Source organism: Agrobacterium sp. CG674 (genome assembly GCF_053521645.1).
Window position 1 is genome coordinate 148,681 of record NZ_JBNWDZ010000006.1, and the last position, 26,016, is coordinate 174,696.

Genomic DNA, 26,016 nt, shown 5'->3' on the forward strand with positions numbered 1-26,016 from the left:
TGCGCGCGTAACAGTCCGTAAATTCTCAAGACCATTCAATCCTTCAAAAGGTTCATTTTTGCCAGCGGTCCGGAGAATTGCTGCATCAGCGCGCCTGTCGTAAGGACGCCGAGGTCGATTGGGAAGAAAACGACTTGATAGATCAACTCCCCAATCGTCCGATTTCCATCCGCATAGTCACCGCTCAGAAAGAGAACCCGTCGACCTATTCCAGCATCTGGATCAGCGGTCAGTACGTGCGCCTGAAGCGTGTTGAATGCTTTGACAACGCGAGCACCGGGAGCCATTTCTGCGATCACTTGAGTTGAGAGCCTGTCTCCAAGATCAAGAGTTGTAAACTCTGGGAAATTGATGGCGTTTGTCGCGTCCACGACGATCCGGCCCTCACAGTCTGCGACCCCACCAACTGCCTTCTGTACCGCATCGAAATGCATCGCAAGAATGCCGATATCGGCGAGAAGAGCGTCTCCAACTTTCACCGCTTCAATCAGGCTTCCAAACTTTGCCGTCAAATCAGCAAGCGATTCCGGGCCACGGCTGTTGGTGATCATCGCGTTGAGGCCTGCGGCGAAGAAGCGTGTTGCCAGTGCAGAACCGATTTTACCAGACCCAATTATTGCGACCGTGCTCACGCTAACGTCTCTCGTCCGGAGGGGAAACCGTAATCGTAATCGGGTCCTACGGAAACGATGCGGCTAGGGTTTAGCCAAGGGTGGCTACCGTAGTAATGTCCCTTGATGTGATCGAAATCTACGGTGTCTCGGAACGCAGGGTGGTTGAACAGATCACGCGTGTAGGCCGAGAGCGCAGGATAATCGGCCAGAGCTCGGAGGTTGCATTTGAAATGACCGTGATAGACGGGGTCAAAGCGCACGAGCGTGGTAAACAACCGGATATCTGCTTCTGTCAATTGACCGCCTACGAGATAGCGTTGCCGGGAAAGACGCTGCTCAAGCCAGTCAAGCGTGCCGAATACTTCACCGACGGCCGCTTCATATGCCACCTGGTCGGTTGCGAATCCTGATCGGTATCCGGCATGACCGCGCCCATGGTCTCGGACGGTGCGATGAACGGCATCGCATTCCAGGCCTATGTGCAGCAGGTTCTCATTCCAACCTTGGCACCGGGCGACATCGTCATCATGGACAATCTACCCGCACTAAGGCGGAGTGCGTAAGGCACGCAATCGAAGGTGCGGGATGCCGGTTACTCTACCTTCCTCCCTACAGCCCGGACTTAAACCCCATAGAGAAGGCGTTCGCCAAGCTCAAGGCTGTCTTGCGCGCCAAAGCCGAGCGAACGGTCGAGGGCCTATGGAATACCGTTGGCCAGATCGTCACATTGTTCGAACCACAAGAATGCACAAACTACTTCAAATCGTGCGGATATGACCCCGAGTAAAGTGGACGCGCTCTAGATCTCTGGGATCAAGGTCGGCTCAACCCAGACGATATCTGACTCTCCAGGATACGGAGCCGGCGGCTGCTTCCGCTTCCAGCAGAAGCTTGTCCAGCCTCTCGCGCACCGCGGTCGTCTTGCGCCGGGTGAATAGTCAGCGCGCCGAGCGAGAGATAGTTCCATAGTGCCGGCGTTCAGCCAATACCTAGTTTGGCGATGCTGCGAGAGCCGCTGCCGCTATCCGTGAATGCAGTAGCGCTCCCAGTCCAGCATCATTGGTCGGCGCTGGTCCAGAAGATCGGTTCGATGGTAGGCAGCTTCAACCGCATTCTTCACCGTGTGGGCCAGTGCCCTTTCGGCCAAGTCACGCGGGTAACCGTTCTCGGATGCCCAGTCGCGAAAGCTTGATCTGAACCCGTGTGCGGTCGCATTTCGTCCAGGGGTATCGCTTTCGATATCATTATCGTGCAGAAATTTTGTCAAAGCCACGTCGGTAACTGGTTTCTTCGTCCGTGACTGGAACACCAGTCCTACTCGGTGTTCCGACTGCTCAAGCTCGTGTTTCGATTGCTCAAGCCGTCCTTCAAGGATTTCGACTGCTCGCGGTCCAAGCGGTACGCGGTGAGAAACTTTAGCCTTCATCCTGGATGCAGGCACCGTCCAGATAGCTTTGGAGAAGTCAATCTCTTGCCATTCCATGTGCCGGAGCTCGCCGGAGCGGCAGGCGGTCAGGATAACGAGCTCCAGCATCTGGCGGGTGATATTGGTTTCGCCAACTTGCAAGACTTCTTTGAAGAAAGTCGGCAGCGATTTCCATGGCAGCGCAGGTTGGTGCTGGACCCGTTCGCGTTTGCCTGGCTGCTTGGGCAGTATCTTGTCAACGACGCCGACGGGGCTTGCCACGATAAAGCCGTTCGCAGCTGCCCAGTTCATCACGGCATCACAACGCTGCTTCACTCGCGATGCAGTCTCCGGCTTTTCCAGCCAGATAGACTTGAGGCAGGCTGCAAAGTCGGCAGGGCCGAGCTCGTTGACGCGTGTCTTTCCAATCCTCGGGAAAATGAACCTTTCAAGTGTGCTGATCCATTGATCCCTGTGCTTCTTGTTACGAAAGCCTTCCGCCTTGTCAGCGTGGTGCTGGTGTGCAGCTTCGGCGAAGGTGGGAACCGTCGCAAGCCGCACAGCCTCACGCTCCTGTTTTCGGCGGACCTCCAGGGGGTCGTTGCCGCCATCAATAGCGCCCCGCGCGTCGAAGGCCTTCGTCCGTGCCTCCCTGATTGATGTGGTTGGATAACTTCCAAGCCCCATTTCACGACGTTTGCCGGTCGTGGGAGACAGAAAGCGTAGGATCCATTTGCCGTTGCCGGGGCTACCGCCCGGTACGAGATAAAGCCCGGTGATGGTGCCGTCCGAAACGGGTTTGTCGTCCGGTTTCAGCTTCCGGGCCTTGGCATCGCTGAGCATGTTTCACTCTCCTTCATGCACCTCATGAAGGTTTCCTAGCCCGCCACTCAGCCCGCCACAAGAGCCGAGATTTAATGTTACGGGATGGTACTAGATGGCGTGTGGACAAGCAAAAAGGCAACGAAATAATCAGCAATTACAATACGATATGGGATTTAATGAGTTTGGATGGGTCGCTTCGAAAAGCGGCCACCCTCTCCGCCAAGTTGTAATCACTCTTCGCCAGATTACTTGCAAATCGTTTGATTTCCTCGCCTTACGAGGCGGAAAAAGTTGAAGGGCCATTACTTCATCCTTCCTATTTCAGATAATGCAATGAAAGCGTCACAGCTAATGGTTTTACGAGATCATGGCGTACCTTTTTCCTAGGGAAAGGAGTGGAGCCCCTGCGAAGTATTCGAGTACCTTCGAAACGATCTTGGCTTGGCGGAGCGCGGGTACTGGGCAATCGGATGGTCTAAGCCCGACAGTTTCAGAGTAAGCTGGAGGGGCTTGGACTGCAGACGACTACCTAGATAGGGCTCACGCGGTGATGCGATAAGGCATACAGAAAGGCCCAGTAGATCAAGAGAAGCTTGTAAACAGCCACCCTTCATTTGGGAATGTTATGTCCGCTGTTTAGCGCGTTCCCGCCCAAATCGCTTTTTGGCCCTGAGCGCGTTTCCCACCTGAAACTCTGAAGCCAGTTTTGCGCCTTCCAATCCGTCTTTCAGCCTTCTGTTGAATCTCATCGAAGCGGCCATTCAATTAGCCAAACAGGATTCCAGTCTTGGGTGCGGATTCGTAGTCGCCAGCGCCAGGCTGCGATCTCCAGTTACATTGAAGCCTTCTTGGGGCTATCTCAGCTGGTGCCCGCCAGTGCTGTTTCGGGGCTGGCGACTATCGCCTAATCTATCGGGATGGAGCTGAATGACTGCGTCACTCGGATTGTGCTTTGCGTTGTGTTTCGTCCCGCACTCTTAGCTTCGTAGAGAAGCTTGTCCGCTCGTTCATACAATGTCATGAAGCCTTCATCGCCAGAGATCGGTGTGATGCCCATGCTCGCAGTCACGTGCCCTGAGAGACCCGGAACAGCATTGGCGACGGTCGCAGGGATTGCTTGGCGGCGAAACTCCGCCTGTGCATCCACGTCGTGACCTCGCAAGAGAAGCAGGAACTCCTCGCCACCAAGGCGGTAGGCGCGCACGTTCGGGCCTGCCTTCAGTGCGACGGCGACTGCCTTGAGCACCTCATCGCCAACGCTATGCCCGTATCCATCATTGATCGCCTTGAAATGATCAAGGTCGATGACCGCGAGTGCGGTAAAACTCTCCTCGAGAACTCCCTCGAACTGCCGCTCTATCGCCCGCCTGTTGAGCAACCCGGTTAGCGGATCGGTTTCAGACAGGCGCTCAAGCAGATCGGCCTCGTTGCGAGCGCCATCTCGCTCTTGCTTGATGGACATGAAGCGTTCCGCCACCCCAAGTGTTGTGAAAAGCACTTCAAACATGCAGCCGAAATAGAAGAGGAGCATGGCGTCTGCGCTGTTCAGTCCCGGAGCCAAGCCGGTCACCAGTCGTATCAATCCGACCAGCGCCAATGGTGTGTATCCGATGGCCTGGAACCTCGCCGCGCGGCTCCCCCGACGCAATGAATCGATCATCGAGAAAACGAAGACAACAAGAACCGGTGCAAATGCCCCCGTATAAGCTGTTGATTGGATCGGGCGAGCAACGAAGGGAAAGGCCGCATGAAAGACGCTTAGAAAAAGCGCCCACGCAGCACAATAGGGTATAAGGCGCCGCAGGAGGGGATGCATCTTACCCGGCTCGATGAAGCTGTAGGTGAACATCGCGCCTGAGCTGATCGTAATCCCGAAAATCAGTGTCGTCATCCAACTCAGCGCCATAGCCGGAGGATCGAAAAACACCACCGACAGACCGGATGTAACGAAGATCGTCGTCAGCAGCGAAAAGGTGAAGACCGAGTGCCAGAGAACGAACGTTTCGCGCAGGGCTCGGTAGAATGCCGCATTGAAGACGAGCGGCATGACGAGCATGCCGGCCAGCCCACCTATGATCAGCAGGAGCCGAAGATCGTCAACGCTAGCGCCTGCGTCAACAGGTGAAAGAAATGCTTTCTCCAACGTCATCCGGTGGCTCGGCATATCAACGACAGCGACGATCTGCCGAGTCATTCTAGTTACGTCTGGTAGTTCCGCCTTGAAGTATCCGCCGGCCATGGAACTGTGCAAGGCGGCGGCAGGAAAGGACGTCTGCCGAACCGCGCCGTCCTCGTCGACGGCCAGCAGATGCACCGCTTTAAGCGCGCTCCGCCTTGAAAGCAGATATCGAGGAAGTTCTTGACTGGGTGTGATGTCGAAGCGGAGGAGCACTCGTTCGGCATCAATGGAGAATTGGTGGTCTGCCTCGGAGCAGTTCCATCTGGGTTCATCGCGAGCGAGTGCGACGATGTCTTCCGAAAGCGTGGCGACGGCCCAGCATGAGGTTCGAATGCTGGTGTTGTCGCTTGCGCTGGCATCGTTGGCCCCCAATTGGGTAAACATCACCAGAAGCAGATATACAGTTAGATGTTTTAAAAAACCGCCCGATGTCATAGGCTTTGGCATAGCGTAAAATACCTTTAATGCAGTTAAGGGCAGCAAGGTGAGCATCTGCAATTTGGCGAACGACGCGCACAAGCTTCAGGCAGACGCCGCGCACGGATTTCCTATTTGCAAAGGCCTATCCTGAACCTCCTTATCCTTTGATCAATGACTTCTTTTGTAGATGCAAAATTTAGAGCGGACTTCTACCTGCTGCCCCAAGTCGGACAGTGCGTAGATTGGAGCGAATATCTGGTCTTGGCGCATTGCCGCCAGGGCTGCGGCAACCCTCAGTGGTGCCTTGTAGTAGCGACTTGAATGCGATCGGAGCAGGCTAAAATCTGTTCGCAAATAGCTTTCGACATTTCAAATTTCTGTGTTATTTTCCACTGCAAATTGCTGCCGGAGGACTCCACATGGTGTTTTCATGCAAACCAATCGCCGTGACAGAACAGTCAGATTTCGGTTGCCTCTGCCACCATCCAGCGTTTGCACGAGTGAATGCGATCGTCTCACAGAAGGTCTCGCGTCGTTCGTTCTTAACGGGTGCTGCAGCAATGGCGGCCTTCCCACTTATCCCGACCAATGCGTTCGCCACCGCGCCTCCAGCTCCTTACGAGCCCATCGCCTTCACCAATGTGAAGGTTTTTGATGGAAAATCCGATACCTTGCGCGACGGCCTTACTGTTTTGGTCGAAGGTAACAAGATCAAACACATCGGTCCCAGCACGAGTTCGGTTGAAACAGGCATTCAGGTTATCAATGGCGGTGGCCGAACTTTGATGCCGGGTCTTATCGACAACCACTGGCATGCGATGATGGCGGCCATCGGGCTGAACCAGCTACTGACTGCCGACGTTGGGTACATCAACCTGGTCGCGGCAGATCAAGCAGAAAAAACGTTGCTCCGAGGCTTTACCAGCGTACGGGATATGGCAGGCCCGGTCTTCGGGTTGAAAAGGGCAATCGATACGGGGCTGGTCTCCGGCCCGCGCATCTGGCCGTCGGGGGCAATGATTTCCCAGACTTCCGGGCATGGTGACTTCCGCTTCCCTTACGAGGTTCCCGCTGCCTATGATGCTCCAATGAGCCGTGGCGAGGCGGTGGGCGGCGGCATGATTGCCGATGGTGTCGATCAAGTTCTCAAGCGCGTCCGCGAGCAACTGATGCTGGGGGCTTCCCAGATAAAGCTGTCGGCAGGAGGCGGGATTGCCTCAAACTACGACCCGCTGGATGTCAGTCAATACACGGAGCCCGAGTTCAGAGCGGCGGTGGAGGCTGCCGAAAACTGGGGTACCTATGTCACGGTTCACGCTTACACGCCACGGGCGATCCAAATGGCCATTAACAGTGGGGTGCGCTGCCTGGAACACGGGCAACTGATGGACGAAGCGACAGCCGCCCTCCTCGCGGAAAAGGGTACGTGGTTCAGTTCACAACCATTTTTGGACGACGAGGACGCGAACCCTCAGCCGGAAGGCTCGCCCAACAGAGCAAAGCAGCTTGAGATGTCGGCGGGAACCGATACGGCGTACGGCTTCGCGAAGAAATATAAGCTCAAAACTGCCTGGGGAACGGACACACTGTTCGAACCCAAACTGACGAGCCGCCAAGGTGCACAGCTAGCGAAGATGAAACGGTGGTACACGCCAATTGAAATTCTGAAGATGGCCACGAGCACAAATGCAGAATTGCTGGCAATGTCGGGTCCGCGGAATCCATATCCCGGTAAAATCGGTGTATTGGAGGCCGGCGCTTTTGCTGACATCCTTCTTGTGGACGGCGACCCGACAACAAACATCGATATCGTTGCCGATCCTGTCCAGAACTTCAAAATTATCATGAAGGACGGCCGTTTTTATAAAAACGAACTGCAACAGTGACAGGGGGCTGCGCTGTGTATCAATCGCTACATCATCTCACCATCGCGCTCAGCGCTTCTACTCTTCTCTTAACGCCAACAATTGTTCGGAGCGGGGATTTCGATGAGTTGCGAATGGCACCCGAAAAGGAATGGACAGTCGTCGTCAGTCCATATGCTTGGGCGGCCTCACTGAAGGGTAATGCGTCGCTCGCCGGCTTCGATACTGATGTTGATATTCCGTTTTCTGAAATTCTCGGCCATCTAGACTTGGCAGTCATGGGTAATGTCGAAATCACAAATGATCGATGGGGCGTCTATTTCGATGGCCAACATGTGAAAACAACCCAAGAAGAGCACATCCTCGAAAACGAGGTAGGACTAGGCATTAAAACCACTACGCTCTCGACAGGCGCTTTCTTCGTGGCTTACGAGACAGAGCTTGGTGGTGATACGGTATTCGGCAAACCACGGACGCTGACCATCGAGCCAACCGCTGGTGTGCGATGGACGCAACTCAAGGCGGATGTTTCAGCTCTCGGTATCCGCGCAAAGAAAAGCGCCGACTGGACCGACCCGTTCATCGGTTTGAGATTGAATGCAGATCTCACGGATCGATGGAACCTCTTTTCTGAAGTCGACGTGGGAGGGTTCGATGTCGGATCAAAAATCAGCGTCAATGCGCAAACTTATCTTGGCTATCGGACATCCATGTTCGGTAAACCGGCGATCATGAGGGTCGGGTATCGGCTTCTGTACCAAGATTATGAAGGTGATGACTTTACAGGGGCCAGTAAATTTCGCTGGAATGTGACCCAACATGGCCCCGTCGTTGGATTTTCAATGCTGTTTTGATCAACGAGTGATCGGCAAATCCAGTGAACCTTAGCTGCCACATGACCGCCCTTACCGCACTGCTGCCAAAACCGCATTGGACAAACTGGCAGTCGGGCGGCGGCTCTTGCCGCCCGACGTACTACTAACCAATCAACCGCATTCGCGCATTTTCAAAAGCGTAGCCTTCATCATCGCGGGAACGGCGTGACAGCTCCTGGAAACCTAGCCCGATGTAGAAAGCCATGGCCTGCCGGTTGTCGGTGTATACCTCAAGCTCTAACTCGCCTTTACGGTTCAGTGCGTGAGCGATAAGCCGACGTCCGATGCCAAGCCCCTGCCGGTCAGGAGAAACAAAAATCCCCCCAACGAACGTATCGAGCAGACTGATGAACCCACAGGGTTGATTGTCTATGCACGCTATCCACGTCTCGGCATTAGGCAGATATTGATCTTCGATCAGCACTCGTTGCTTATGCAAGCGCTGTTCACCGATAAAAGGATGGGCCAACAGAGACGCATCGAGCCAGATGCGCGACAGCTTCTTCAAATCGCTGTTCGGCGTATAGGGTCGGATTACGACGTCATGATTCTTCATGGGGACTCCGAAGAATAGATATGCAGAAGGGTCCGGCAACCAGCTCCTGGTGCCAGGTGAAACGGCTATCTGCCGTCGGAATCACAAGCCTCTGCGCATAAATCTCCCACTGTTTTCCGGTTTTTAGGGCGCCTCCGGCACACGGTCAATGACCACATTGATTCGGGAGCTAACCTTCATGAACCCTTCGAGGATGACCGCACTTGACCCTAACTGGGCATCCTGTCTGAAACTCTGAAGCCAGTTTTGCGTCTTGCTGCCGGTCGTATACGCAGTTGTTTGCGACAACGGCTCGTAGCTCTTTGCGCTAGAAGCAGACGCTGGGGTTCCAAATGAAGTGCTCTACGTTAGGTCGTGGAGGTCTTTGCCCAAGGCCCGCCCCAATTGCCACTCACTAAATCTTACCTCTAAGCCAGCGCGTTCGGGAGTGCAGCACATTGGGCCAACCAGATAATGATCCGCTTCTGGGAATGGGCAGAGGCGGACCAGTGGCCAAGTCTGCCCATCGTCTGAAGCTTGTATTCTTAGAACGCCGCTCTGCACGGTCACCCTTATCCAAAAATCTGACGTGTTGCCGTCATATCGCCCCGTTGCCCAGTCGGAGGTTTCATCCGTCAGCACACTGCCGAGCAAGCCGTATCCGTCCGAGAATTCGATTCCTGTCTTGACCCACCGTCTTTCATCGAGCCTGACCATGAGACCAGCCTGGTCGTAAAGATGTTCAAAATGTGCTTGGACTCGAACCTGGGCGGTGAAATCGCAATCGGTCTGGAATGCGTAGAAGTGGCCGCTGTCGCGCACAAAGCTATAGTGGGTCTCTCGCCAAAAATCCGTGTTGGCATCAGTCGTCACGGAAAGTTCGGTATCCGAAGCATTTGCTTTTGTGGGCTCATTAAGCCACCGTCCATTTTTAAGACTCTGCAAGGGCGTCTCCTATGACAACTAGCGGACTTATTCAGCGGCATCTCTCGTAATATGGTAATTCCTAGAGAGCGCAATTGCTGTCAACAGGCAAGGTCTGAAAGGCGTCTTCCAGCTTGGCGCCTTCATTGCGGACATCGAGGCCGCTCCCGAAAATCGGAAAAACGGACGGACCGCTCTCGGCCCGAAGTCGGATGGTGGGTCGATTAAAGCGAATGTCCGCAAGTGGCGCATTGCCGCCAAGGCTGCGTCTGGCTTGAGGCAGACCTCTCCCAAGGACTGCATTTCCCAAGGCGCCCTCTCCAAAGCGACGGTGCTAGCTCTTGAGGGGAGATGGCCCGACAACCTCCATCGGCGGGCTCAATAGCTTTCTACATTCGGCATTAGGCAGCAACCTTATCCATCTCCGACAAAGCATCTGATGGTAGCTCTATCGTGGCTGCTGCGAGGTTCTCTCGCAGATGGCCTCGTGAGGACGTGCCAGGGATCAAGAGAATGTTCGGCGATCGCTGGAGAAGCCAGGCAAGCGCCACCTGCATCGACGTAGCATTAAGCCGGGCGGCCACGTCAGACAGAGCAGAGGATTGCAGCGGCGAAAAGCCGCCAAGAGGAAAGAACGGCACATAGGCGACCCCTCGGGAGGCGAGCGTCTCGATTAAAACGTCGTCTTGCCGATGCGCAAGATTGTACTGGTTCTGCACGCAAACGATGTCGGTGATCTTTCCGGCGTCCTCGATTTGCTTCGTTGTGACATTAGACAGTCCGATATGCCGGATAAGGCCCTTTTGTTTTAGACCTGCCAGAACTTCCAGTGGCTCGTCCAATGAGCCTTCCGCGGGGCCGTGCACATCGAACATAGCGCGCAGGTTGACAACATCGAGAACATCAAGCCCGAGATTGCGGAGGTTGTCATGAACGGCTTGTGTCAACTCCGCGCGCGAAAATGCCGGATACCACGAAGCGTCCTCGCCTCTCGCCGCGCCGACCTTGGTGACGATCAGTAGGTCGCTATCATAGGGATGCAAAGCTTCGCGGATGATCTTGTTCGTGATATGCGGGCCATAGAAATCGCTGGTGTCTATGTGGTTGACTCCCCTTTCTACCGCCTCGCGCAGGACGGCTATGGCTTCGGGACGATCGCGCGGAGGTCCGAAAACGCCCTTTCCCGCAAGCTGCATCGCGCCATAGCCGAGCCGGCGCACCGTATGGTCGCCAAGCGTGAAGGTTCCTGAAGTTGCAATCGTAGTCATGTTCTATCTCCTTGAATTCTTCGAAAATAGACAGATGGCATACAGGCTACAAGAAGCTATAATCCGGACAGGTTGTCCGTGAGGATGGACAATCATTTCGAGCGTCTGGAGAGCTGAGTGGTGGATTTTACGGATCTGAATGCGTTTCTATCAGTGGCTCGATCCAAAGGTTTTCGGCAGGCTGCACGCGAAAGTGGCGCCAGTTCTTCGGCGTTGAGCGATGCGGTAAAACGCCTGGAAGAACACCTCGGGGTACGACTATTCAACCGCACCACCCGGAGCGTGCTCCTGACGGATGCAGGACGTCTCTTGCTGGAGCGCACCGGACCCGCATTCGCGGAGGTGGCCTCGGCTCTCGCTGAGGTAAAAAGCAGCCGCGGCCGCACCTCGGGGGAGCTCAGGCTCAATGTTCCGATGAGTGCGGCAAGGCTGGTCCTGCCTGCGATCGTGCCGCCGTTCCTAGCTGCATACCCGGAAATCAGGCTGGAAATCGTGACCGATGAGAATTTCGTCGATATCATAAAGAGCGGCTGCGATGCTGGCATCCGTTATGACGAAAGGCTTGAGCAGGATATGGTGGCTGTGCCGATCGGCCCGCGCCAGCAGCTCTACGCCCTTGCCGCGTCGTCGGGCTACCTTGCAAGAAGGGGCCGACCGGAACATCCACAAGACCTGCTTTCGCATGATTGTATTCTGGGCCGGTTTTCGGGGCGCGCGCTTCCCTCCTGGGAATTCGAACGCGACGGTGAAGAGGTCGTCATAAATCCTAAAGGTAGCCTCATTGTTCAGTTCGGCGGCGGCACCGATCTCGGCATCGACGCAGCCATTGCCGGTTCCGGCATGATTTATATCTTCGAGGACTGGCTAAGGCCACACTTCGATCGAGGAGATCTCGTGCCGGTGATGGAAGAATGGTGGCTGCGGTTTTCCGGCCCGTTTCTCTATTATTCTGGGCGGCGGCTTGTGCCTGCGCCTTTGCGCGCATTTATCGATTTCGCGAGACAATCAAACAAAGATGCAGCGAAAGGCTTGCAGCTCGGCCCGTGAGCATCACCGACAGACCGCCTCTTGCTGGCCTCACGATTGAAGCTTCTGACGCCACATCAGGCATCCAGAGGTTCACTTAACGCCATATTCCCAACAGGAGATCTAGGTCCGGTGTTGGGCAGAGCGAAGCCGAATGTGACGGTGGGCCTCGGAGGTTGCAGCGATCGATTGAATCTACCGTCGGCCCTGACTTAAATCCCATGCACAGGGTGAGGCTGTTCCGCAGAAAGCGACTGCGGAGAGCTAGCGAAGCAGTAACGTCTAGCTCCCCCTTAATGACATCGATACGCGCCGGAAGCGAATCCGATCACGTGGTTTACACTATCCCCTTATTTCTCAACGATGTTTCCGAGGCTGCTGGCCGGACCCGTCAACGCCATACATGCCGACGGCCAAGCACCGGTGTCATCACTGAGCGCAGTTCTCAACCATGCCAGCGTCATGCGCTTCGTCGCCTCGAGCGCATCCGGAGCCTCGACCTCGGTCTCCTTGGCGTCGAGGCCGGCGATGCCACCAAGACCGTGGCCCACGCCATGAAGCGTGAGAAGCGCATGCGCGCCCATCCCGTCATGGTAGGCATCGGCGTGCCACTCCGGGCCACGGGGCGTAAAATGCGGATTGTCGTCTGCACCGCAAATGACCAGGGTCGGCATCGTCAGATGTGAGAAGTCAAGGTCGAAGAACGGGAAGCGCGCGGCGTTCTCTTCCGTCAAGTCCTTTCCACCTCTGCCGGGAGCGGTTAGAAGAATCCCAGCCTTAATGCGTGGATCGCAAAACGTCTCTTCATGGAGTTGCGCGCCCAGGAGCAGGCTGACCGTGTGGCCACCGAAAGAATGGCCCGCCGCAGCGATGCGGTTATGGTCAAGCCGCCCAGAGACGGCCGGGGCGCACGCCTCGATTTCGGACAGCCGGTCGATGATTGTCCTGATCTCCGCGACTCGCTCTCGCCAGAAGAAGGGGGCGCCTTCGGCGTCTGCAGGAAGTCCGCCGACGCGGGAGCTCGCGTGAGTGGGCTGGATAACAGCAAAGCCGCGCTCCGCCCAGAACTGCGCCAAGTGCCCGTAGCCGTCCTTCGACGGCACGTAGAACGATGGCCCAAACCCATGCGACAGAATGACGATGGGAAGGCGATCGCCGGCTGCTGGTGCAGTCAGACGCAATTCCAACGGCTGCTGCCCAACCATGTCAAGGCGGATCGGTGAGTAGGCTATTGTGAGCGCCGCATCGGGTGTCGGGATGTTGCGTGCGATATCAATAAGATTGTTCGTTGTCATCTATGGGTCTCCTTGTGCGCCACCAAGATGGACGAACGAGGCAGGATTATCTATATCTGAAAGTCCATACCTGTTTAGTGAGAGTCCAAACATGTCCGATCCGCTTGCAGAGATCATCTCGTTGCTTAAGCCTGTCCCTTCGATTGCCAAACTGGTGACAGCGGGCGGGGCGTGGTGGGTTGAGCGTCGTGAGCTTGGCAGTCCGTTCTATTGCGCGATTGTGGAGGGACGCTGTCTCCTCACGATCTCCGGCAGATCGCCGATCCTCCTTGAGCCAGGGCATTTCATTCTCGTCCCGCAAATCCATGCATTCACCATGAGCAGCCTTCAACCTCCTCCCGCTGGCACGTTGCCGCGACGGCTGGAGACAAACCCCGGCGTGTTCCGCCTCGGCGATCCGGACGCACCGGCCAATGTCACGGCCATGGTGGGTCACTGCTCTTTTTTGGCGAACGACAAGCAGTTGCTAAGCTCGCTGCTGCCTGACATCGTTCATGCCCAAAGCGAGCACCGACTGATAGATCTCGTAAAGATGATACACACTGAGATGGTCGGCGGACTTGCGGCGCGGGACATGATATTGAGCCGGTTGCTGGAAGTTCTCTTCATCGACGCGCTGCGCAGTGCGGGAGGGGCAGAGACATCTCCTGGCCTGTTGCGTGGCCTTTCCGACATCCGTTTAGCTCCAGCGCTGCGACGCATTCATCAGGACCCGAGCGGAGGTGTGTCCGTCGAGGAACTGGCAGAGATCTCCGCAATGTCTCGATCGGCGTTCTTCGACCGCTTCCGAAGAGAGGTGGGCGTCCCTCCGATGGAATACGTGACGGGCTGGCGCATGGCGCTTGCAAAGGATCTCTTGCTGCAGCACAAGGCGCCGCTCATCGAGATCGCAACACGGATCGGTTATGCCTCGGCCAGCGCCTTCAACGTCGCATTCACACGGCATGTAGGCGTCACGCCGGGCGCTTTCGCCCGAACAGACTGAGCATCCCTAATCAGTAAGACCGAGGACAAAACCTAGAGGTTTTTAACAGTATCGTCCCAACCCGTGACTGGCCTCCGCAAAAGTCGGAGGTGACCCTTCATCTCACAGAGGCTCATATTGCGCTTAGTACCAGATGCAGTGTGCCGTTTGATGTCTTGCGTACAGAATTTCCGTCGAGGTAGACCACACTTCTTACAACACTGCGCATGTTAGAAAAGCTGTCGAAGGTCACCGTGTCGACGGGTTCATCGAAGCGGACAGTCATGGAATAATATGTGCCCGAGGATGACAACGCGATGATTTCACCTATGAAGGGTTGCCCAAGATCGGAAATCTCCTAAGGTGGCTTACCGTACAGGAAGATTTTCATCGGATCAGATCATTACTTGCCGAACGGGAAGCAAACAGTAGCCAGCCTCAAAGGCGCCCCGATCGGGAAGTCTCGCGCCCCCGTATCGCTTGAAACTAATAAGGTCCTTGAGATCCTGGTATCGCGCGTGAACACCTTCGGGTATCGTACTTTGCCGAATGGAAGCAGAGCCATACGGGAAACCATGATTTTGCAGGTATCGCGGGCCAATATGGCGGACCCTCCCACCCGCCATATTGAACCTTGAGTGCTAAGCCTTGGTCGAAGACGTGGACTTTAGTCAGTGCTTGATCAATCGGCTGCCATTGTTCAGCGCCACAGCCCAGGCACTTCCCACAAAGCGCCATCCTTCCAAATAGTCGACCCGCGCGTTTTCCTTTCTGCCGACCTCACAGCCGATCAAGCAACTCCGTCTTTTTGGCTGCAAATTCTTCGTCCGAAATGATACCTTTCGTACGCAGACCAGCGAGCCGCTCGATTTTGCTGATGATATCGTCTTGATGAAAAGCCGCCTGGTCCGGAACAACGCTCGCGCCCGGAGGCGTCATTGGCGGAACTCCTGCTGGCTGCACCTGCAAAGGCGTCGCGCGCTGTGTGACTTGAGGCGTCTCCGGGCTATCGGCGGCGGGGACGATGTCGAGATCGGCCACTCGGACGAGACCATGCTGAGACGTAAAGGTTAATGACTGGTCGCCGCTCTGCTGCTGGGAAAAGCCGCCAATGTTGTGGTCTTGAGTATCGTAAACAGTGATCTGTCCGTTCACATCGATGGCCAACCGGCGGCTCGACGGAAAGAACGCGTAGCGAAGGTTGTTTTGTGCACCGGTTGACGAAGCCTGCCCGAGATGTTGCGGCCAGGAGCTGTTTTGCGAACTTGACTGGTAGAAAAAGCTGTTACCGTTTCCCTGGCTTTGAGACTGATGAGGCCGATCTAGTTTCGGGCCGGATAACTTACCCGACCTTATATAGTCGGCGATCTCGGAGCATAGCATATCGACCCGGTGCTTCAGACCATTGTTGAACATGTCACCAACCATGATCATGCCGCCATTCGACCACTGTCCCATCCCGCCAAGTTCGGAGTGATTGAACTGCGCCTGATTGGTGTTGCCTGCAATCAGCGCCATTGTGAGATGCTCGATGACGCCTTGGCTGACGCCGTGTCGCTGGGATAAGCCATCGATAATGCTTTGTTCCTGAGTATCTCTGATCACAAGCGGCGCTCCATTGGTTAAGAATTTTCTTATTACATTTGCGAGGCGATGAAGATAGGCGTTGCAGAAGCGCGTTGTCGCCGGTTGAAGCCTCGTTGCAAATCTTTCGATACAAAGCTTGAAGCTGAAAAGTGGGCGCGCGATCTCGAAGCGAAGGTTGATAGGTCCTGTGCCACGCCGGACACGAAAGTCCTCACGAGAGTTCTTTCTTGCCAAGCGCTTAATTAATATTTGCGGTTGCCATCTTTGAATAAGGCGCCGGACGTGGCAGAACCCCTTGTAGGTGTTGAGAGCGGGGCATATGGCTCTTGACCCTTGTGCGGCCAGTACGAAGACATGGGGGTGTTATGGTATCGTCTGTTACTGTTGAGGATGGCCTCAAGCTTGCGGGTGTTGGCGCGTTTCAAAAGCGGCTTTTTGCGATTTTTGGCCTTGTCTGGGCAGCGGATGCCATGCAGGTTCTGGCGATCGGCTTCAGCGCGCCGTCCATTGCCAAGAGCTTCGGCGTCACCGTTCCGCAAGCCTTGCAGACGGGCACATTTTTCTTCCTCGGCATGCTGGTTGGCGCATTCGCGTTTGGGCGGTTGGCGGATCGTATCGGTCGGCGGCCGGTTTTGTTTATCGCCATCATTCTCGATGCGGTTTGCGGCGTGGCCTCAGCCTTCGCACCAGATCTGCAATGGTTGATTGTCGCACGTTTTCTGACGGGTATCGGGGTCGGGGGCACGTTGCCAGTCGATTATGCGATGATGGCTGAATTTTTGCCTTCTGACCGGCGTGGACGCTGGCTGGTTCTTCTGGAAGGATGCTGGGCCATTGGCACGGTTGCGCTGGCGCTTCTGGCGCTTGTGGCGGGCACACAGGGCGGAGAGGCCTGGAGAACAATCTTCTTCGTAACCGGTCTTCCGGCGCTCATCGGCATTCTGTTGCGCCTTTATGTGCCTGAATCGCCCTTCTACCTCAATCAGAAGGGCCGCTCGGATGAAGCACGGCAGGTGTTGCAACGGGTGGCGAACACCAATGGCAATACGGACGAAATACCCCCGCTGGCCCCACAGGCGCGGCAGCGCACGGCGCTGGCTGACTTGTTTTCAAGCACTTTGCGCCGCAGAACGCTCTACCTCATGCTGGCATGGCTGCTGATCTCGGTGTCTTATTACGGCGTGTTCGTTTATCTGCCGGTCAAACTGGCCGCAGATGGCTTCGGCTTCGTGCGTGGTCAGGTCTTTCTGGTGTATCTGGCTATTGCCCAGTTGCCCGGCTATGCGCTTGCGGCTTACGGCGTGGAAAAATGGGGGCGCAAGCCCACGCTGATCGGCTTCCTGTTGCTCAGCGCTATCGGCACCTTCGCTTTTGGACTGGGCCAGAGTGCTGAAATCGCGGTTGCAGCGAGCCTTTTGCTCAGCTTTTCGCTGCTGGGCACTTGGGGCGCGATTTACGCATTCACGCCAGAGCTATACCCCACTGCCCTTCGTGCCACGGGCATGGGCACAGCCGGGGCCGTGGCGCGCTTTGGTGGATTGCTGGGACCGCTTATCGTTGCGCCGCTGATGGTCTCGAATTTCGGGCTGGCCCTTGGGCTTATCTCTGGCTTGCTGGTTCTTGCCGCCGCGAGCGTCTGGCTGATCGACGCAGAATCGAGACATCAGGCCCTCGAATAGAGCCTGATGTCTGCCCGTATTCTATCGCTTTTTGAGCAATGCCACACCGAGGCCAGCGACCTGTGGGGGGGTGATCGTCTCGCCGAGCTGCCATTCTTCTTTGGTTAGCACGTCCACATAGGTGTGGTTGGCAAGTTCGGGCGGAAGCGCAATCTCGACAGATGAATAGGAGCTCTTCCCATCGCCGTCGGCCTCCATCTTCATGCGTTGCGCAATGGTGATGAGAGCCGCGTCCGGGCTCACCCGTGCAAAGGCAACAAAATGGCCAGCGCCTTCGCCCCGTTCAACCAATGGCACATAGGTGCCGGCACCAAACAGTTGCGGCATTTTCTGGCGCATGGGCAATATGGTGGCGATCAGATGCTGTTTCAGTTCAAGGCTTGAGCTGTGGCGGTGGCTGCCTCTCTCCAGCTGCTTCTGAAAAGTGTCGTAGTCCGGCATACGCCTATTGTCAGGGTCCACAAGGCTGAGGTCGAAACCTTCACTGCCCTGATAGATGTCTGGAATGCCCGGGGCGGTCAACTTTATCAGCGTCTGCGCCAGACTGTTGGCAAGGCCCGCCTTGACGAAAGGCTCCAGCGTATCGTTGAAGTCCTTGAGAAACGCGCTGTTTTGCGGCGCAAGAAGTTGGCGCACATAGCCCGCAACGGCACTTTCATAGGCCCCGTTGTTCTCGCCCCAATCCGTGCGAAGCTTGGCTTCACGCAATGCCTTCTCAAGATAAGCCAGAAAGCGTTCTTCCAGTTCCTTCAGCGCTTTTTCATCCGTCCAATCGAACCCGACAGGCCAGACACCGGCCAGTGCCTGATAGATCAGCCACTCCACCGCAGGCTCGGGCGCTGGACCATCGTCCAGCGTCTTCACGAAAGGCGCATTCATGGCCTGCCAGCGCTTGACGGCATTCGCCCATATGCCCGGTTGCTCCGTGATGGCGTAAAGCCGCGCGCGGGCGTCTTCGCCGCGTTTCGTATCATGGGTTGATGTGGCCGAGAGAGCATCCGGCTGCTGCCGAAGCCGCTCAGCCATTGCGTCGTGAAACTGATTGACGGAAAATGCGTGTTGCAGAGATTCAGCGCCCACTTCATTCAGCGCAAGCGCCATGTTCTGCCGGTAAAACAGCGTGTCTTCCACCGATTTTGCCATCAGCGGGCCGGTCAGTTGCTGAAAGCGCGTCCTGAATTCGCACGCCACTTCACCCGTCCCTTCGCTCAGCAAGCGCTCAAGGCTTGCGAGAGCATCGGCATCCGGCGCATGGGCACCGGCTTTGATGGTCTCAACGACATCATCCAGAACCGCTTTGCTCTCATTGGGAAATCCATCCGGCGTGCCATAGGTTCTGTAGACCGGAAAGGCCACCAACAATTCTCGCAACGCCGACCGAAGCTTCTCGTCATCGGGCTGTCTGTTATGCGGTTCAGCGCCAAGCAGGTCACGCGCCATCTCAAGCAGCCGGTTGAACTCTCCGGCAAAATTTCGCTCCGCCATCAAAAGCTTGGCATCCCGCAAGCGCTTGGGCATTTCCACGGGCTCGCCAAGACATGCCTCATAGGCCGCGCGCAATTCGCCCAGCTTATCGTTCGCGACGAACAGATTGCTCAGCGCCGCGATGAACTCGTAGCCGGTCGTGCCAAAGACAGGCCAGTCCTTGGGAAGCTGCTCCTCTGGGCCTAAGATCTTCTCAACGGTGATATGGCACTCTGGACCAGCTTCGCGGCGCAGACGCTCCAGATAGGCTTTGGGGTCGGCGAGACCATCGACATGGTCCACACGCAAACCATCTACAGAGCCGTCCCGCACAAGCTCCAGAATGAGGCGATGGGTGTCGTCGAAAACGTCGGGGTCTTCCACGCGTACGCCGACCAACCCCGCGACCTCGAAAAACCGGCGATAGGACAGGTCGCGGCTGGCATCCCGCCAGGATGTGAGGCGGTAAGGCTGGCGCTCATGCAGCTCAGCAATGGCAGCTGCGCTGATCGTTTCAAGCATGCTACCGTCCTGATTGGCATAGGAAGCGGGGTTCAGGGGATAGAACGAACCCTCGTAAAAGAGTGCGGGTTTGCCCGTCTCAAGGTCGGTCTTGACGCTGATTTTGCCAGCCTCCAGCTCCTTGTCAAAGTCATCGCCCAGAAACGGCAGTGTCAAGCGGCGCGACCAGTCAATGTCGAAATGTCGGGCATATCGGCTGTCCTCACCATGTTCGATCACGTCTTTCCACCATGGATTATCGAGCGATGACGCCATGTGGTTGGGCACGATGTCGAGGATGAGGCCGAGACCTGCTGATTTCAGCGTCCGCACCAGCCTGTCGAAGCCTTCGCGACCGCCAATGGCAGGGTCGATCTCGTTGGCGTCGGTAACATCATAGCCGTGGGTGGAGCCTTCCGTGGCCGTAAAAACGGGTGAGGCATAGAGGTGGCTGATGCCGAGTTGTTTGAGATAGGGCACGAGCGTCGCTGCGCGATCAAAACTCATGCCGTTGCGGAATTGAATGCGGTAGGTGGAAGTCGGGACGGTCATGTAAGGCTCCAGTGGGAGAGGAGCGAGAACTGTACCGGCCAAGACTTGTTCCACATTTCAGCCGGGAAATATCAAATGGCCGCAGCAGTCGACATCGTGTCGCCCATGTGGTTGGCCAGAAAATGCTTGGCTCTGTTCACCCGGCTTTTGACCGTGCCGACGGAAATCGCGCATTTGTCCGCCGCCGCATCATAGGCTTCGCCATCCTCGATGACGAGATGGAAGACATCGCGGTAAATCTCCGGCATTGCCGCAAGTGCGCGGTCATATTCGATCTTGCGAATTGCCCATTCCTGCGGCGAGGGCGCTGCCGGAATAAGGTGTTCCATATTGTTGGTACCAACTGTGATACGCTTGTTTTTCTGATAGGCCGTGTGATGCGCATTACGCATGATGGTGAACATCCAGGATTTCAGATTTGTCCCTGGTGTATAGGATGGCAATGCGCGTAGCGCTTTCAAAAGCGTTTCCTGCACAAGATCCTCGACGTCGGTCTGGCTGCGGTGAAATCTCGATCCGAACCTGTGAAGGGCTGGAATAAGGGCAATGACTTCCTGCTGAATATTCTGCTCTGCTGACATTCTCGACCTCCCTTGGTGCATGGGAGATCAAGTCATTGCCACCATCATCGTTCCGGCTTCTGCGCTCTGGGTACGATAACGTACGCTCGCGCTAATATGCTTGATTTTCTCGGCATCTGGCACGTATCGGTCGAATGTTCAGCACAGTGCAGAGGACCGACGCATGGGAAATACGGTGCTTCAAGAACCGCGGTTTTCAGGGTTCGAACTTTACGCTGTCCCTGAAGGGAACAGTTCGGACGATCTCGCCGTTTTCCATCGTTATTTCGAAAACCTCTCCATCGATCACCTCCCCGCGGAGCAATCGATCGGCAAGGATTTCACGTGCGGAATGAAAGGCTTCATCACATGCTGCGTTCAGGCTCTCAAATTCAGCCCCTTCAGGGTCGATTGCCAGCCCATCATGGCTGCGAACGTGAAAATAATATCTCATTGCAATTCTCCACTGTTCTTCCCGAACCAAGGCCGCTTGCAAAAGTTTCATCACAACAGAATTTACAGCCAGAAACACCGCAGGCCTCCCGCCCGGCATTCGAAGGCCTCACATGTTACAGACCATTTGAAAGGGTATCGCTTTGACCTGGACCAACAACGGCCTTCTTAAAACCCTCAATCGGGAAGACATCGCGCTCATTCAGCCGCTTCTGGAAAAGGTAACGCTCGTCCAGGAACAATCCCTATTCGAAAGCTACGAGCCCATCAGCCATGTCTACTTCTTCGAAAGCGGCCTCTCTTCGGAGGTAGTGGTTGCCTCAAAGTCGATTGAAGTCGGCTGCATCGGCCATGAGGGATGTTCTGGCGTTCCTGTGTTGATGGGTGTGGACGCCAGTCCGCACAAGGCATTCATGCAGGTTGGCGGTGAAGCCCTGCGCATCCCCTCACCTGACTTGCGGGCGCTGATGAATGACAGCCGCACGCTGCGCGAGCACCTGCAAAAATACGCCCATGTCTTCATGATCCAGATCGCGGCCACAGCCTTGGCTGATGGTCGGTATGATGTGGAACAGCGGCTGGCGCGCTGGCTTCTCATGTGTCAGGACCGGTTGGGAGATGAGCTACCTCTGAAGCATGACTTCCTCGCCATCATGCTGGGCGTCAGGCGGCCCAGCGTCACCGATGCGCTTCACAAACTGGAGGGAAATCTCGCCATCAAAGCAGAGCGCGGCATGATCACAGTCAAGAACCGCAACACTTTGCTCGAAACCGCTGGTGATTCCTATGGCATACCCGAAGCCGAGCACCGGCGCCTCATCACGCAACAGCAAGGGTAAGGCATCGCCTTGGCCTGCGTCAGTATCCGGTCATTTCCAGATAGCCCACGCCCTTTGCGCTCCCGTCAAAGCTGATCGGGCCCTCCCAATAGGGCATCGAGGTGCTCATCCATGCCTGATTGTTCAAAGCACGGGTGGTGATATCCAACCCCTTGGCAGGCACGCGCACGCGCCACACGACCGGTACGTCCTTGCCATTCACGGAAGCAGTGCGGAGCGGTTCCAGCACTACATCGCCCGGAAGCAGAGACGTCGTTTCGCCTGTCGCTGATATCCAGTTGCCGGATGTATAACCCGCGCCAGCGTCGCGCAGCCGGAACGCCATGAGTTTTTCGCCAGATGGCAAATGCAGTGAAAACCAGTCCCATCCCGTCTGGTCAGATGCGAGCGGCTGGGACGACCATTCACGGTCCAGCCACGCCTTGCCGCTAACCTTAACCGGCGCACCATCCAGCGTCACCGTTCCCGTCACTTCGTAAAATGGCTGGGAGTAATAGTAGCTCGCCTGACCGGATGCTGATTTGACCGAATAACCCTTGTCGCCTTGCGCCACGAGTGGCCCCTTGGCTGCGAGTGTCAGTTGGTAGCCGAAATCATTGCCTTTCGCACCAAGCTCCAGCCTGTCCAACCGGTCGCGGCCTTCATTCGGCAGCGCCTTCATCTGCCAATCGTCGATCCAGGCTTCAAACGGTGTGGCAGTCACGCCTGCTTGGCCCACACCGCCTCTCCCCAGTCGCTCCGCCACATAATGACGCACAGCCGTGGTTGCCGCCGCATGGCCGATCCATATTTGCGGACTGGCCCATCCTTGGGCGTTCTCAGGCGCAAGTGCCGAGCGAAACAGCGTCCATTGTATGCCAAGCGGCGTGCCATCCTCCGTCTGAAGGTTGGCGGTAACATACCACCATTCGATGCGAAAATCCGGGTGAGGACCATGATCCCTAGGGAAGGACAAGGCCGTTCCGCGCACAGGCACCTGAAAGCCTTGTGCATCAGACCCAAGCCCGGCGAAGCCTTGAGCAAGCGCGCCACCCGGCAGACAGGCCAGTGCAAGCAGCATCATCAAAACGCGCAGAATTCTAGCGTTCATTGGCAAATACCCGCAGCAGATCGGAAGGGTTGATGGTCGCCAGCCGGATGACCGGCACAGCCACGGAAAGCATCGCCGCCACAAGCGCAATCGCGGCCAGCCGCAGCCAATCCCACGGAAAGATCATCATCGGCAATTTCCAGCCAAAGGCCTCGACATTGACGACTGACAGTAGCACCCATGCCAGCGCAAGGCCTACGGGAATAGCGGCAACGAAGGTCACGCACCACAGCGCAAATGTTCTCAACACTTCCAGCAAGGCAAGGTTTCTGCGGCGTATCCCCATGGCCCAAACGGGCGCAAGCTGCGGCAGTCGCAACGTGGAAAGCGTCAGCAGACTGGCAAACATCGCAAAGCCCGCAACACCCAGCGTCAGCACATTCAGCGCGCCAGTCACAACGAAGGTCTGCTCGAACACGGCCCGTGATTGCTGTTTGAGTGAGACTTGGTCGATAACACCCGCTTCGGGAAGACCAAACTGCTCGACAAGCTGCCGTTTTAGATCCGGCACCCGAGCCGGATCTACGCGCACGCCATATCGCAGTTTCGAAACGTCAGGATAATGTCGGCTGAGCGCATCCACACCCACCATGACCTGCCCCTTCGGATTTCCATAGTCGGAATAGACACCGGCGACCGTCACCACCCATCCACCCGGCAATGTTAGCTCCTGCCCCGGCTGAAGTTTCTTTTCGCGCCATAGCTGTTCGTTGATCAGCGCACCCCGGCCCCCGGCCACGCTGTCCCACACGTCGGGCTGATGCTCCAGCAACGGCCAGTGGTCGCGATAGGTGGCGTGGTCGGAAATCCCGGCAATTTCCAGCTCGTCGCCCAGAACCGTGCCGCGCGTGCTCCAGATGGGCAGCACGGCATCGGCGTGCAGCGGCAGCCAAGCCCTCAGCCTCGTCGCCTCATCCTCATTGCGGGCTGTCACGTAAAGCTCGGAAACCAGCCGCTGGTCCAGCCAGCCGAGAAATGTGGTGCGGAAGCTGGAGACCATGGTTCCCACACCGACATTGGCAGAAAGCGCCAGAAGAAGCGCCATGAGCGCAAGCGAAAGACCCGGCAGTTGCAGACGCGTATCTGCCCAGAACCAATGCGTCATGGCGTGCCGCGACCGGCGCTCGACTAATCGCAAGAAGATGGAGAGAACGGGCGGAAGCAACAGCGCGCAACCCAGCAAAAGCGCACCCAGAACGACAAAGCCCGATATGAGGCCAGAGCCTGCGACGGCAAAGCCTGCACTGACAAGAAGCAACAGGACTCCCGCCAGAGACTGAAACCGCAGCGCCATTGCCGATGCCAGACCCCAGGCCTGTGGCTGCGATGATGCCAGAATGGGCATCGTGCGCACTCGCCACAGGCTTTGTAGAGATGACAATGCCGTGCCTGCCAGCGCCATGCCCATGCCCGCCAGCCACCATTCCGGCCGCAGCGAAAGAGTGCCGGAAACCTCTGCGCCATAAAGACCGCGCAACGTAGCAACCACACCCGGCAACAGCATGGATGCCATCACATATCCAATCACCACGCCAAGCACGCCTGAGATAAAGGCCAGGACCATGATCTCAACGACCAGCATGACGGTGAGACCCCGCAACGAGACGCCCAAACAGCGAAGGGTGCGGAAGGTTGCGCGGCGTTGCTCGAAGGAAAGCCCCGCCGCAGAGTAAACGATGAACAGCCCGACGATAAAGGCCAGAAACCCGAAGGCGGTCAAATTCAGATGGAAACTGTCCGTCAGGCGCGCCATGTCAGGCCGGTCAGGCGTCTGGAGACCAAGATAGGGCGCGAGGCTTTCCAGCGGCTGCAAACCGGGCAGTTGCACCGGCGCAACAACCAACCGGCTGATCAGGCCGTTCTTCGCGAGCAATCTGTCGGAGACACTGATATCGGCAAAGGCTGCGCCATCGGGAATGGTTCCGGAAACGCGCAGGCGCAACCCTTCAGGGTTTCCAAGACGCGCCGCTGTCGCGGGTGAAACGATGAGCACATCCTGCCCGGCCATAAAATCCACCAGATCCGACGATCCAGTTATGGAAACCACGCGGCCTTCGCTCGGCATGGTCAGGGCATCGATGCCGATGAGTTTTATCCGCACCCCGCCTATTCGGGTTTCACCCTCAATGACGGGAGAAACGTTCCACCCGGCTCGGCGCAAGGCCGCAAATGTCGCAAGCGAAATGCCGGTGCCGTCTTTTGTGGTCAGCTGCGAAAGGCCGCTTTGTTCGAGAATGGAGGCAGAACGCGCATAGCTTGCCCGCGCCTCTGCATTGATAGCCTGCACGCCAGACCAGAGCGCTGTTGCAAGCGCAATGCCTAAAATCAATGTCAGGAGTTGGAGCGGGCGGTGACGCCAGTGCGAGAGGAGCGCGAAAAATGCAATCCGGCTCATATCGCGATTTTTCCGCCACGCAGCAAGATCTTCGAGTCCAGCTTGTCTGCCAACCGCATGGAATGGGTCACGAGCAACAGTGCTGAACCGGCCTGCCTGCTGAGCGAAAGCATTAGCTCCAGAACGGCATCACCACTGGCTTCGTCCAGATTGCCAGTCGGCTCGTCTGCCAGCACAAGTGCTGGCTTTGCCGCCAATGTGCGCGCAACCGCCACCCGTTGCTGCTGGCCACCGGACAATTGCTCCGGATAACGCTGTAACAGGCTCTCAAGCCCAAGCTTTTGCACCAGTTCCGCCTGCCACGCCGCATCGAACCGATCGGCAAGGCGTGCATGAAAGCTGATATTGGCTTCCACGTTGAGCGATGGAATAAGGTTGAATTGCTGAAAGATCAGCCCAACCTCGTTGCGCCGGTAAAGCGCACGGTCGGGCTCGTCCAGTCCGGTGATATCCCGGCCATTCATGGTGATCGTGCCGCCATCCGGCCTGTCGAAGCCGCCAGCAAGATGCAGCAAGGTACTCTTGCCGCTGCCGGACTCGCCAGTCAGCGCGACGCTCTCGCCGCTGGAAACCGAGAGGTCAACGCCTTTCAAGACCTCGATAGGGCCTTCGGGGCTGACATAGGATTTACGGATATTGGACAGGGACAGGATCATTGCGGCCAGTCTTGCACCTGAGGTGCGGAACCGCAAGACCCTTCA

Annotated in this window: 22 protein-coding genes and 1 pseudogene; 7 read left to right on the top strand and 16 right to left on the bottom strand. The window is 56.6% G+C overall.

Translation table 11 applies throughout. The features are described 5' to 3' along the window. Positions 1-35 precede the first annotated feature (35 nt). Complete coding sequence (locus tag ACQZ51_RS17090; protein WP_448779004.1) at positions 36-632, bottom strand: NADPH-dependent F420 reductase; 597 nt, start codon at positions 630-632, stop codon at positions 36-38. Then, positions 629-1,003 carry a glutathione S-transferase C-terminal domain-containing protein gene (locus tag ACQZ51_RS17095; protein ID WP_448779006.1) on the bottom strand — a complete coding sequence of 125 codons (375 nt, stop codon included), beginning with the start codon at positions 1,001-1,003 and terminating at the stop codon, positions 629-631. Before ACQZ51_RS17095 ends, ACQZ51_RS17090 begins: the two co-directional genes overlap by 4 nt. Before the next feature lie 24 nt (positions 1,004-1,027). Here ACQZ51_RS17095 and ACQZ51_RS17100 point away from each other — a divergent pair. After that, positions 1,028-1,401 (top strand): annotated as a pseudogene (locus tag ACQZ51_RS17100) (transposase); the annotation flags it as partial. A gap of 234 nt (positions 1,402-1,635) precedes the next feature. On the opposite strand, the gene ACQZ51_RS17105 reads toward ACQZ51_RS17100, so the two are convergent. Then, positions 1,636-2,862 carry a tyrosine-type recombinase/integrase gene (locus tag ACQZ51_RS17105; RefSeq protein WP_448779008.1) on the bottom strand — a complete coding sequence of 409 codons (1,227 nt, stop codon included), beginning with the start codon at positions 2,860-2,862 and terminating at the stop codon, positions 1,636-1,638. An 886-nt stretch (positions 2,863-3,748) separates the two neighbouring features. Continuing rightward, positions 3,749-5,407, bottom strand: a complete 1,659-nt coding sequence (locus ACQZ51_RS17110) for a sensor domain-containing diguanylate cyclase (protein WP_448779009.1) — start codon at positions 5,405-5,407, stop codon at positions 3,749-3,751. 455 nt (positions 5,408-5,862) lie between these two features. On the opposite strand from ACQZ51_RS17110, the gene ACQZ51_RS17115 reads away from it, so the two are divergent. Together ACQZ51_RS17115 and ACQZ51_RS17120 are read left to right on the top strand one after the other, a co-directional pair. Then, positions 5,863-7,329 carry an amidohydrolase family protein gene (locus ACQZ51_RS17115; RefSeq protein ID WP_448779010.1) on the top strand — a complete coding sequence of 489 codons (1,467 nt, stop codon included), beginning with the start codon at positions 5,863-5,865 and terminating at the stop codon, positions 7,327-7,329. Between the two features lie 113 nt (positions 7,330-7,442). After that, positions 7,443-8,162, top strand: a complete 720-nt coding sequence (locus ACQZ51_RS17120) for a hypothetical protein (RefSeq protein ID WP_448779012.1) — start codon at positions 7,443-7,445, stop codon at positions 8,160-8,162. Positions 8,163-8,286: 124 nt separating this feature from the next. Here the strand turns inward: ACQZ51_RS17120 and ACQZ51_RS17125 are convergent, their stop codons facing one another. The 3 genes from ACQZ51_RS17125 to ACQZ51_RS17135 form a co-directional block, all read right to left on the bottom strand. Then, positions 8,287-8,739, bottom strand: a complete 453-nt coding sequence (locus tag ACQZ51_RS17125; protein ID WP_448779014.1) for a GNAT family N-acetyltransferase — start codon at positions 8,737-8,739, stop codon at positions 8,287-8,289. A gap of 342 nt (positions 8,740-9,081) precedes the next feature. After that, positions 9,082-9,663: a DUF1349 domain-containing protein gene (locus ACQZ51_RS17130; RefSeq protein ID WP_448779016.1), complete on the bottom strand. Its 582-nt coding sequence runs from the start codon at positions 9,661-9,663 to the stop codon at positions 9,082-9,084. Between the two features lie 380 nt (positions 9,664-10,043). Then, entirely contained in the window at positions 10,044-10,910 is an 867-nt protein-coding gene (locus tag ACQZ51_RS17135; RefSeq protein ID WP_448779018.1) for an aldo/keto reductase family oxidoreductase, read from the bottom strand. Positions 10,911-11,027: 117 nt separating this feature from the next. Here ACQZ51_RS17135 and ACQZ51_RS17140 point away from each other — a divergent pair, with 117 nt between their 5' ends. Further along, entirely contained in the window at positions 11,028-11,957 is a 930-nt protein-coding gene (locus ACQZ51_RS17140; RefSeq protein WP_448779020.1) for a LysR family transcriptional regulator, read from the top strand. Positions 11,958-12,286: 329 nt separating this feature from the next. Here the strand turns inward: ACQZ51_RS17140 and ACQZ51_RS17145 are convergent, their stop codons facing one another. Then, positions 12,287-13,231, bottom strand: coding sequence for an alpha/beta hydrolase family protein (locus ACQZ51_RS17145; RefSeq protein WP_448779021.1), 945 nt, complete (start codon positions 13,229-13,231; stop codon positions 12,287-12,289). Positions 13,232-13,322: 91 nt separating this feature from the next. Between ACQZ51_RS17145 and ACQZ51_RS17150 the strand changes: the two genes are divergently transcribed. Continuing rightward, entirely contained in the window at positions 13,323-14,216 is an 894-nt protein-coding gene (locus ACQZ51_RS17150; protein WP_448779023.1) for an AraC family transcriptional regulator, read from the top strand. A 112-nt stretch (positions 14,217-14,328) separates the two neighbouring features. On the opposite strand, the gene ACQZ51_RS17155 is transcribed toward ACQZ51_RS17150, so the two are convergent. Next, on the bottom strand, positions 14,329-14,550 hold the full coding sequence (locus ACQZ51_RS17155) for a glyoxalase superfamily protein (RefSeq protein ID WP_448779222.1): 222 nt from the start codon (positions 14,548-14,550) through the stop codon (positions 14,329-14,331). Between the two features lie 425 nt (positions 14,551-14,975). Then, a complete protein-coding gene (locus ACQZ51_RS17160; RefSeq protein WP_448779025.1) occupies positions 14,976-16,016 on the bottom strand; it encodes an SHOCT domain-containing protein in 1,041 nt (346 codons plus the stop codon). A 131-nt stretch (positions 16,017-16,147) separates the two neighbouring features. On the opposite strand from ACQZ51_RS17160, the gene ACQZ51_RS17165 reads away from it, so the two are divergent. Further along, entirely contained in the window at positions 16,148-17,461 is a 1,314-nt protein-coding gene (locus ACQZ51_RS17165) for an MFS transporter (RefSeq protein WP_448779027.1), read from the top strand. A gap of 21 nt (positions 17,462-17,482) precedes the next feature. Here ACQZ51_RS17165 and treY read toward each other — a convergent pair whose 3' ends face one another. From treY to ACQZ51_RS17180, 3 genes are all read right to left on the bottom strand, one after another. Next, a complete protein-coding gene (treY, locus tag ACQZ51_RS17170; RefSeq protein ID WP_448779029.1) occupies positions 17,483-19,978 on the bottom strand; it encodes a malto-oligosyltrehalose synthase in 2,496 nt (831 codons plus the stop codon). Positions 19,979-20,049: 71 nt separating this feature from the next. After that, entirely contained in the window at positions 20,050-20,559 is a 510-nt protein-coding gene (locus ACQZ51_RS17175) for an RNA polymerase sigma factor (protein WP_052496772.1), read from the bottom strand. A gap of 196 nt (positions 20,560-20,755) precedes the next feature. Beyond that, on the bottom strand, positions 20,756-21,070 hold the full coding sequence (locus tag ACQZ51_RS17180; RefSeq protein WP_448779031.1) for a DUF6894 family protein: 315 nt from the start codon (positions 21,068-21,070) through the stop codon (positions 20,756-20,758). A gap of 64 nt (positions 21,071-21,134) precedes the next feature. On the opposite strand from ACQZ51_RS17180, the gene ACQZ51_RS17185 reads away from it, so the two are divergent. Next, complete coding sequence (locus tag ACQZ51_RS17185) at positions 21,135-21,830, top strand: Crp/Fnr family transcriptional regulator (protein WP_448779033.1); 696 nt, start codon at positions 21,135-21,137, stop codon at positions 21,828-21,830. A gap of 19 nt (positions 21,831-21,849) precedes the next feature. On the opposite strand, the gene ACQZ51_RS17190 is transcribed toward ACQZ51_RS17185, so the two are convergent. Genes ACQZ51_RS17190 through ACQZ51_RS17200 form a run of 3 tightly spaced genes read right to left on the bottom strand, consistent with a single transcriptional unit; the run spans position 21,850 to position 25,971 of the window. Then, complete coding sequence (locus ACQZ51_RS17190) at positions 21,850-22,920, bottom strand: lipocalin-like domain-containing protein (RefSeq protein ID WP_448779035.1); 1,071 nt, start codon at positions 22,918-22,920, stop codon at positions 21,850-21,852. Beyond that, a complete protein-coding gene (locus tag ACQZ51_RS17195) occupies positions 22,910-25,315 on the bottom strand; it encodes an FtsX-like permease family protein (RefSeq protein ID WP_448779037.1) in 2,406 nt (801 codons plus the stop codon). Before ACQZ51_RS17195 ends, ACQZ51_RS17190 begins: the two co-directional genes overlap by 11 nt. Beyond that, positions 25,312-25,971, bottom strand: a complete 660-nt coding sequence (locus tag ACQZ51_RS17200) for an ABC transporter ATP-binding protein (RefSeq protein WP_448779224.1) — start codon at positions 25,969-25,971, stop codon at positions 25,312-25,314. The genes ACQZ51_RS17195 and ACQZ51_RS17200 overlap by 4 nt, the downstream gene beginning before the upstream one ends. Positions 25,972-26,016 lie beyond the last annotated feature (45 nt).

Excerpts from the sequence above, each read along its gene's own strand:
- ACQZ51_RS17115 (WP_448779010.1), top strand. The coding sequence starts at position 5,863 with ATGGTGTTTTCATGCAAACCAATCGCCGTGACAGAACAGTCAGATTTC.
- ACQZ51_RS17175 (WP_052496772.1), bottom strand. The coding sequence starts at position 20,559 with ATGTCAGCAGAGCAGAATATTCAGCAGGAAGTCATTGCCCTTATTCCA.
- ACQZ51_RS17195 (WP_448779037.1), bottom strand. The coding sequence starts at position 25,315 with ATGAGCCGGATTGCATTTTTCGCGCTCCTCTCGCACTGGCGTCACCGC.
- ACQZ51_RS17145 (WP_448779021.1), bottom strand. The coding sequence starts at position 13,231 with ATGACAACGAACAATCTTATTGATATCGCACGCAACATCCCGACACCC.
- ACQZ51_RS17110 (WP_448779009.1), bottom strand. The coding sequence starts at position 5,407 with ATGTTTACCCAATTGGGGGCCAACGATGCCAGCGCAAGCGACAACACC.
- ACQZ51_RS17120 (WP_448779012.1), top strand. The coding sequence starts at position 7,443 with ATGGCACCCGAAAAGGAATGGACAGTCGTCGTCAGTCCATATGCTTGG.
- ACQZ51_RS17165 (WP_448779027.1), top strand. The coding sequence starts at position 16,148 with ATGGTATCGTCTGTTACTGTTGAGGATGGCCTCAAGCTTGCGGGTGTT.
- ACQZ51_RS17190 (WP_448779035.1), bottom strand. The coding sequence starts at position 22,920 with ATGAACGCTAGAATTCTGCGCGTTTTGATGATGCTGCTTGCACTGGCC.
- ACQZ51_RS17200 (WP_448779224.1), bottom strand. The coding sequence starts at position 25,971 with ATGATCCTGTCCCTGTCCAATATCCGTAAATCCTATGTCAGCCCCGAA.
- ACQZ51_RS17125 (WP_448779014.1), bottom strand. The coding sequence starts at position 8,739 with ATGAAGAATCATGACGTCGTAATCCGACCCTATACGCCGAACAGCGAT.
- ACQZ51_RS17105 (WP_448779008.1), bottom strand. The coding sequence starts at position 2,862 with ATGCTCAGCGATGCCAAGGCCCGGAAGCTGAAACCGGACGACAAACCC.
- ACQZ51_RS17135 (WP_448779018.1), bottom strand. The coding sequence starts at position 10,910 with ATGACTACGATTGCAACTTCAGGAACCTTCACGCTTGGCGACCATACG.
- treY (WP_448779029.1), bottom strand. The coding sequence starts at position 19,978 with ATGACCGTCCCGACTTCCACCTACCGCATTCAATTCCGCAACGGCATG.
- ACQZ51_RS17150 (WP_448779023.1), top strand. The coding sequence starts at position 13,323 with ATGTCCGATCCGCTTGCAGAGATCATCTCGTTGCTTAAGCCTGTCCCT.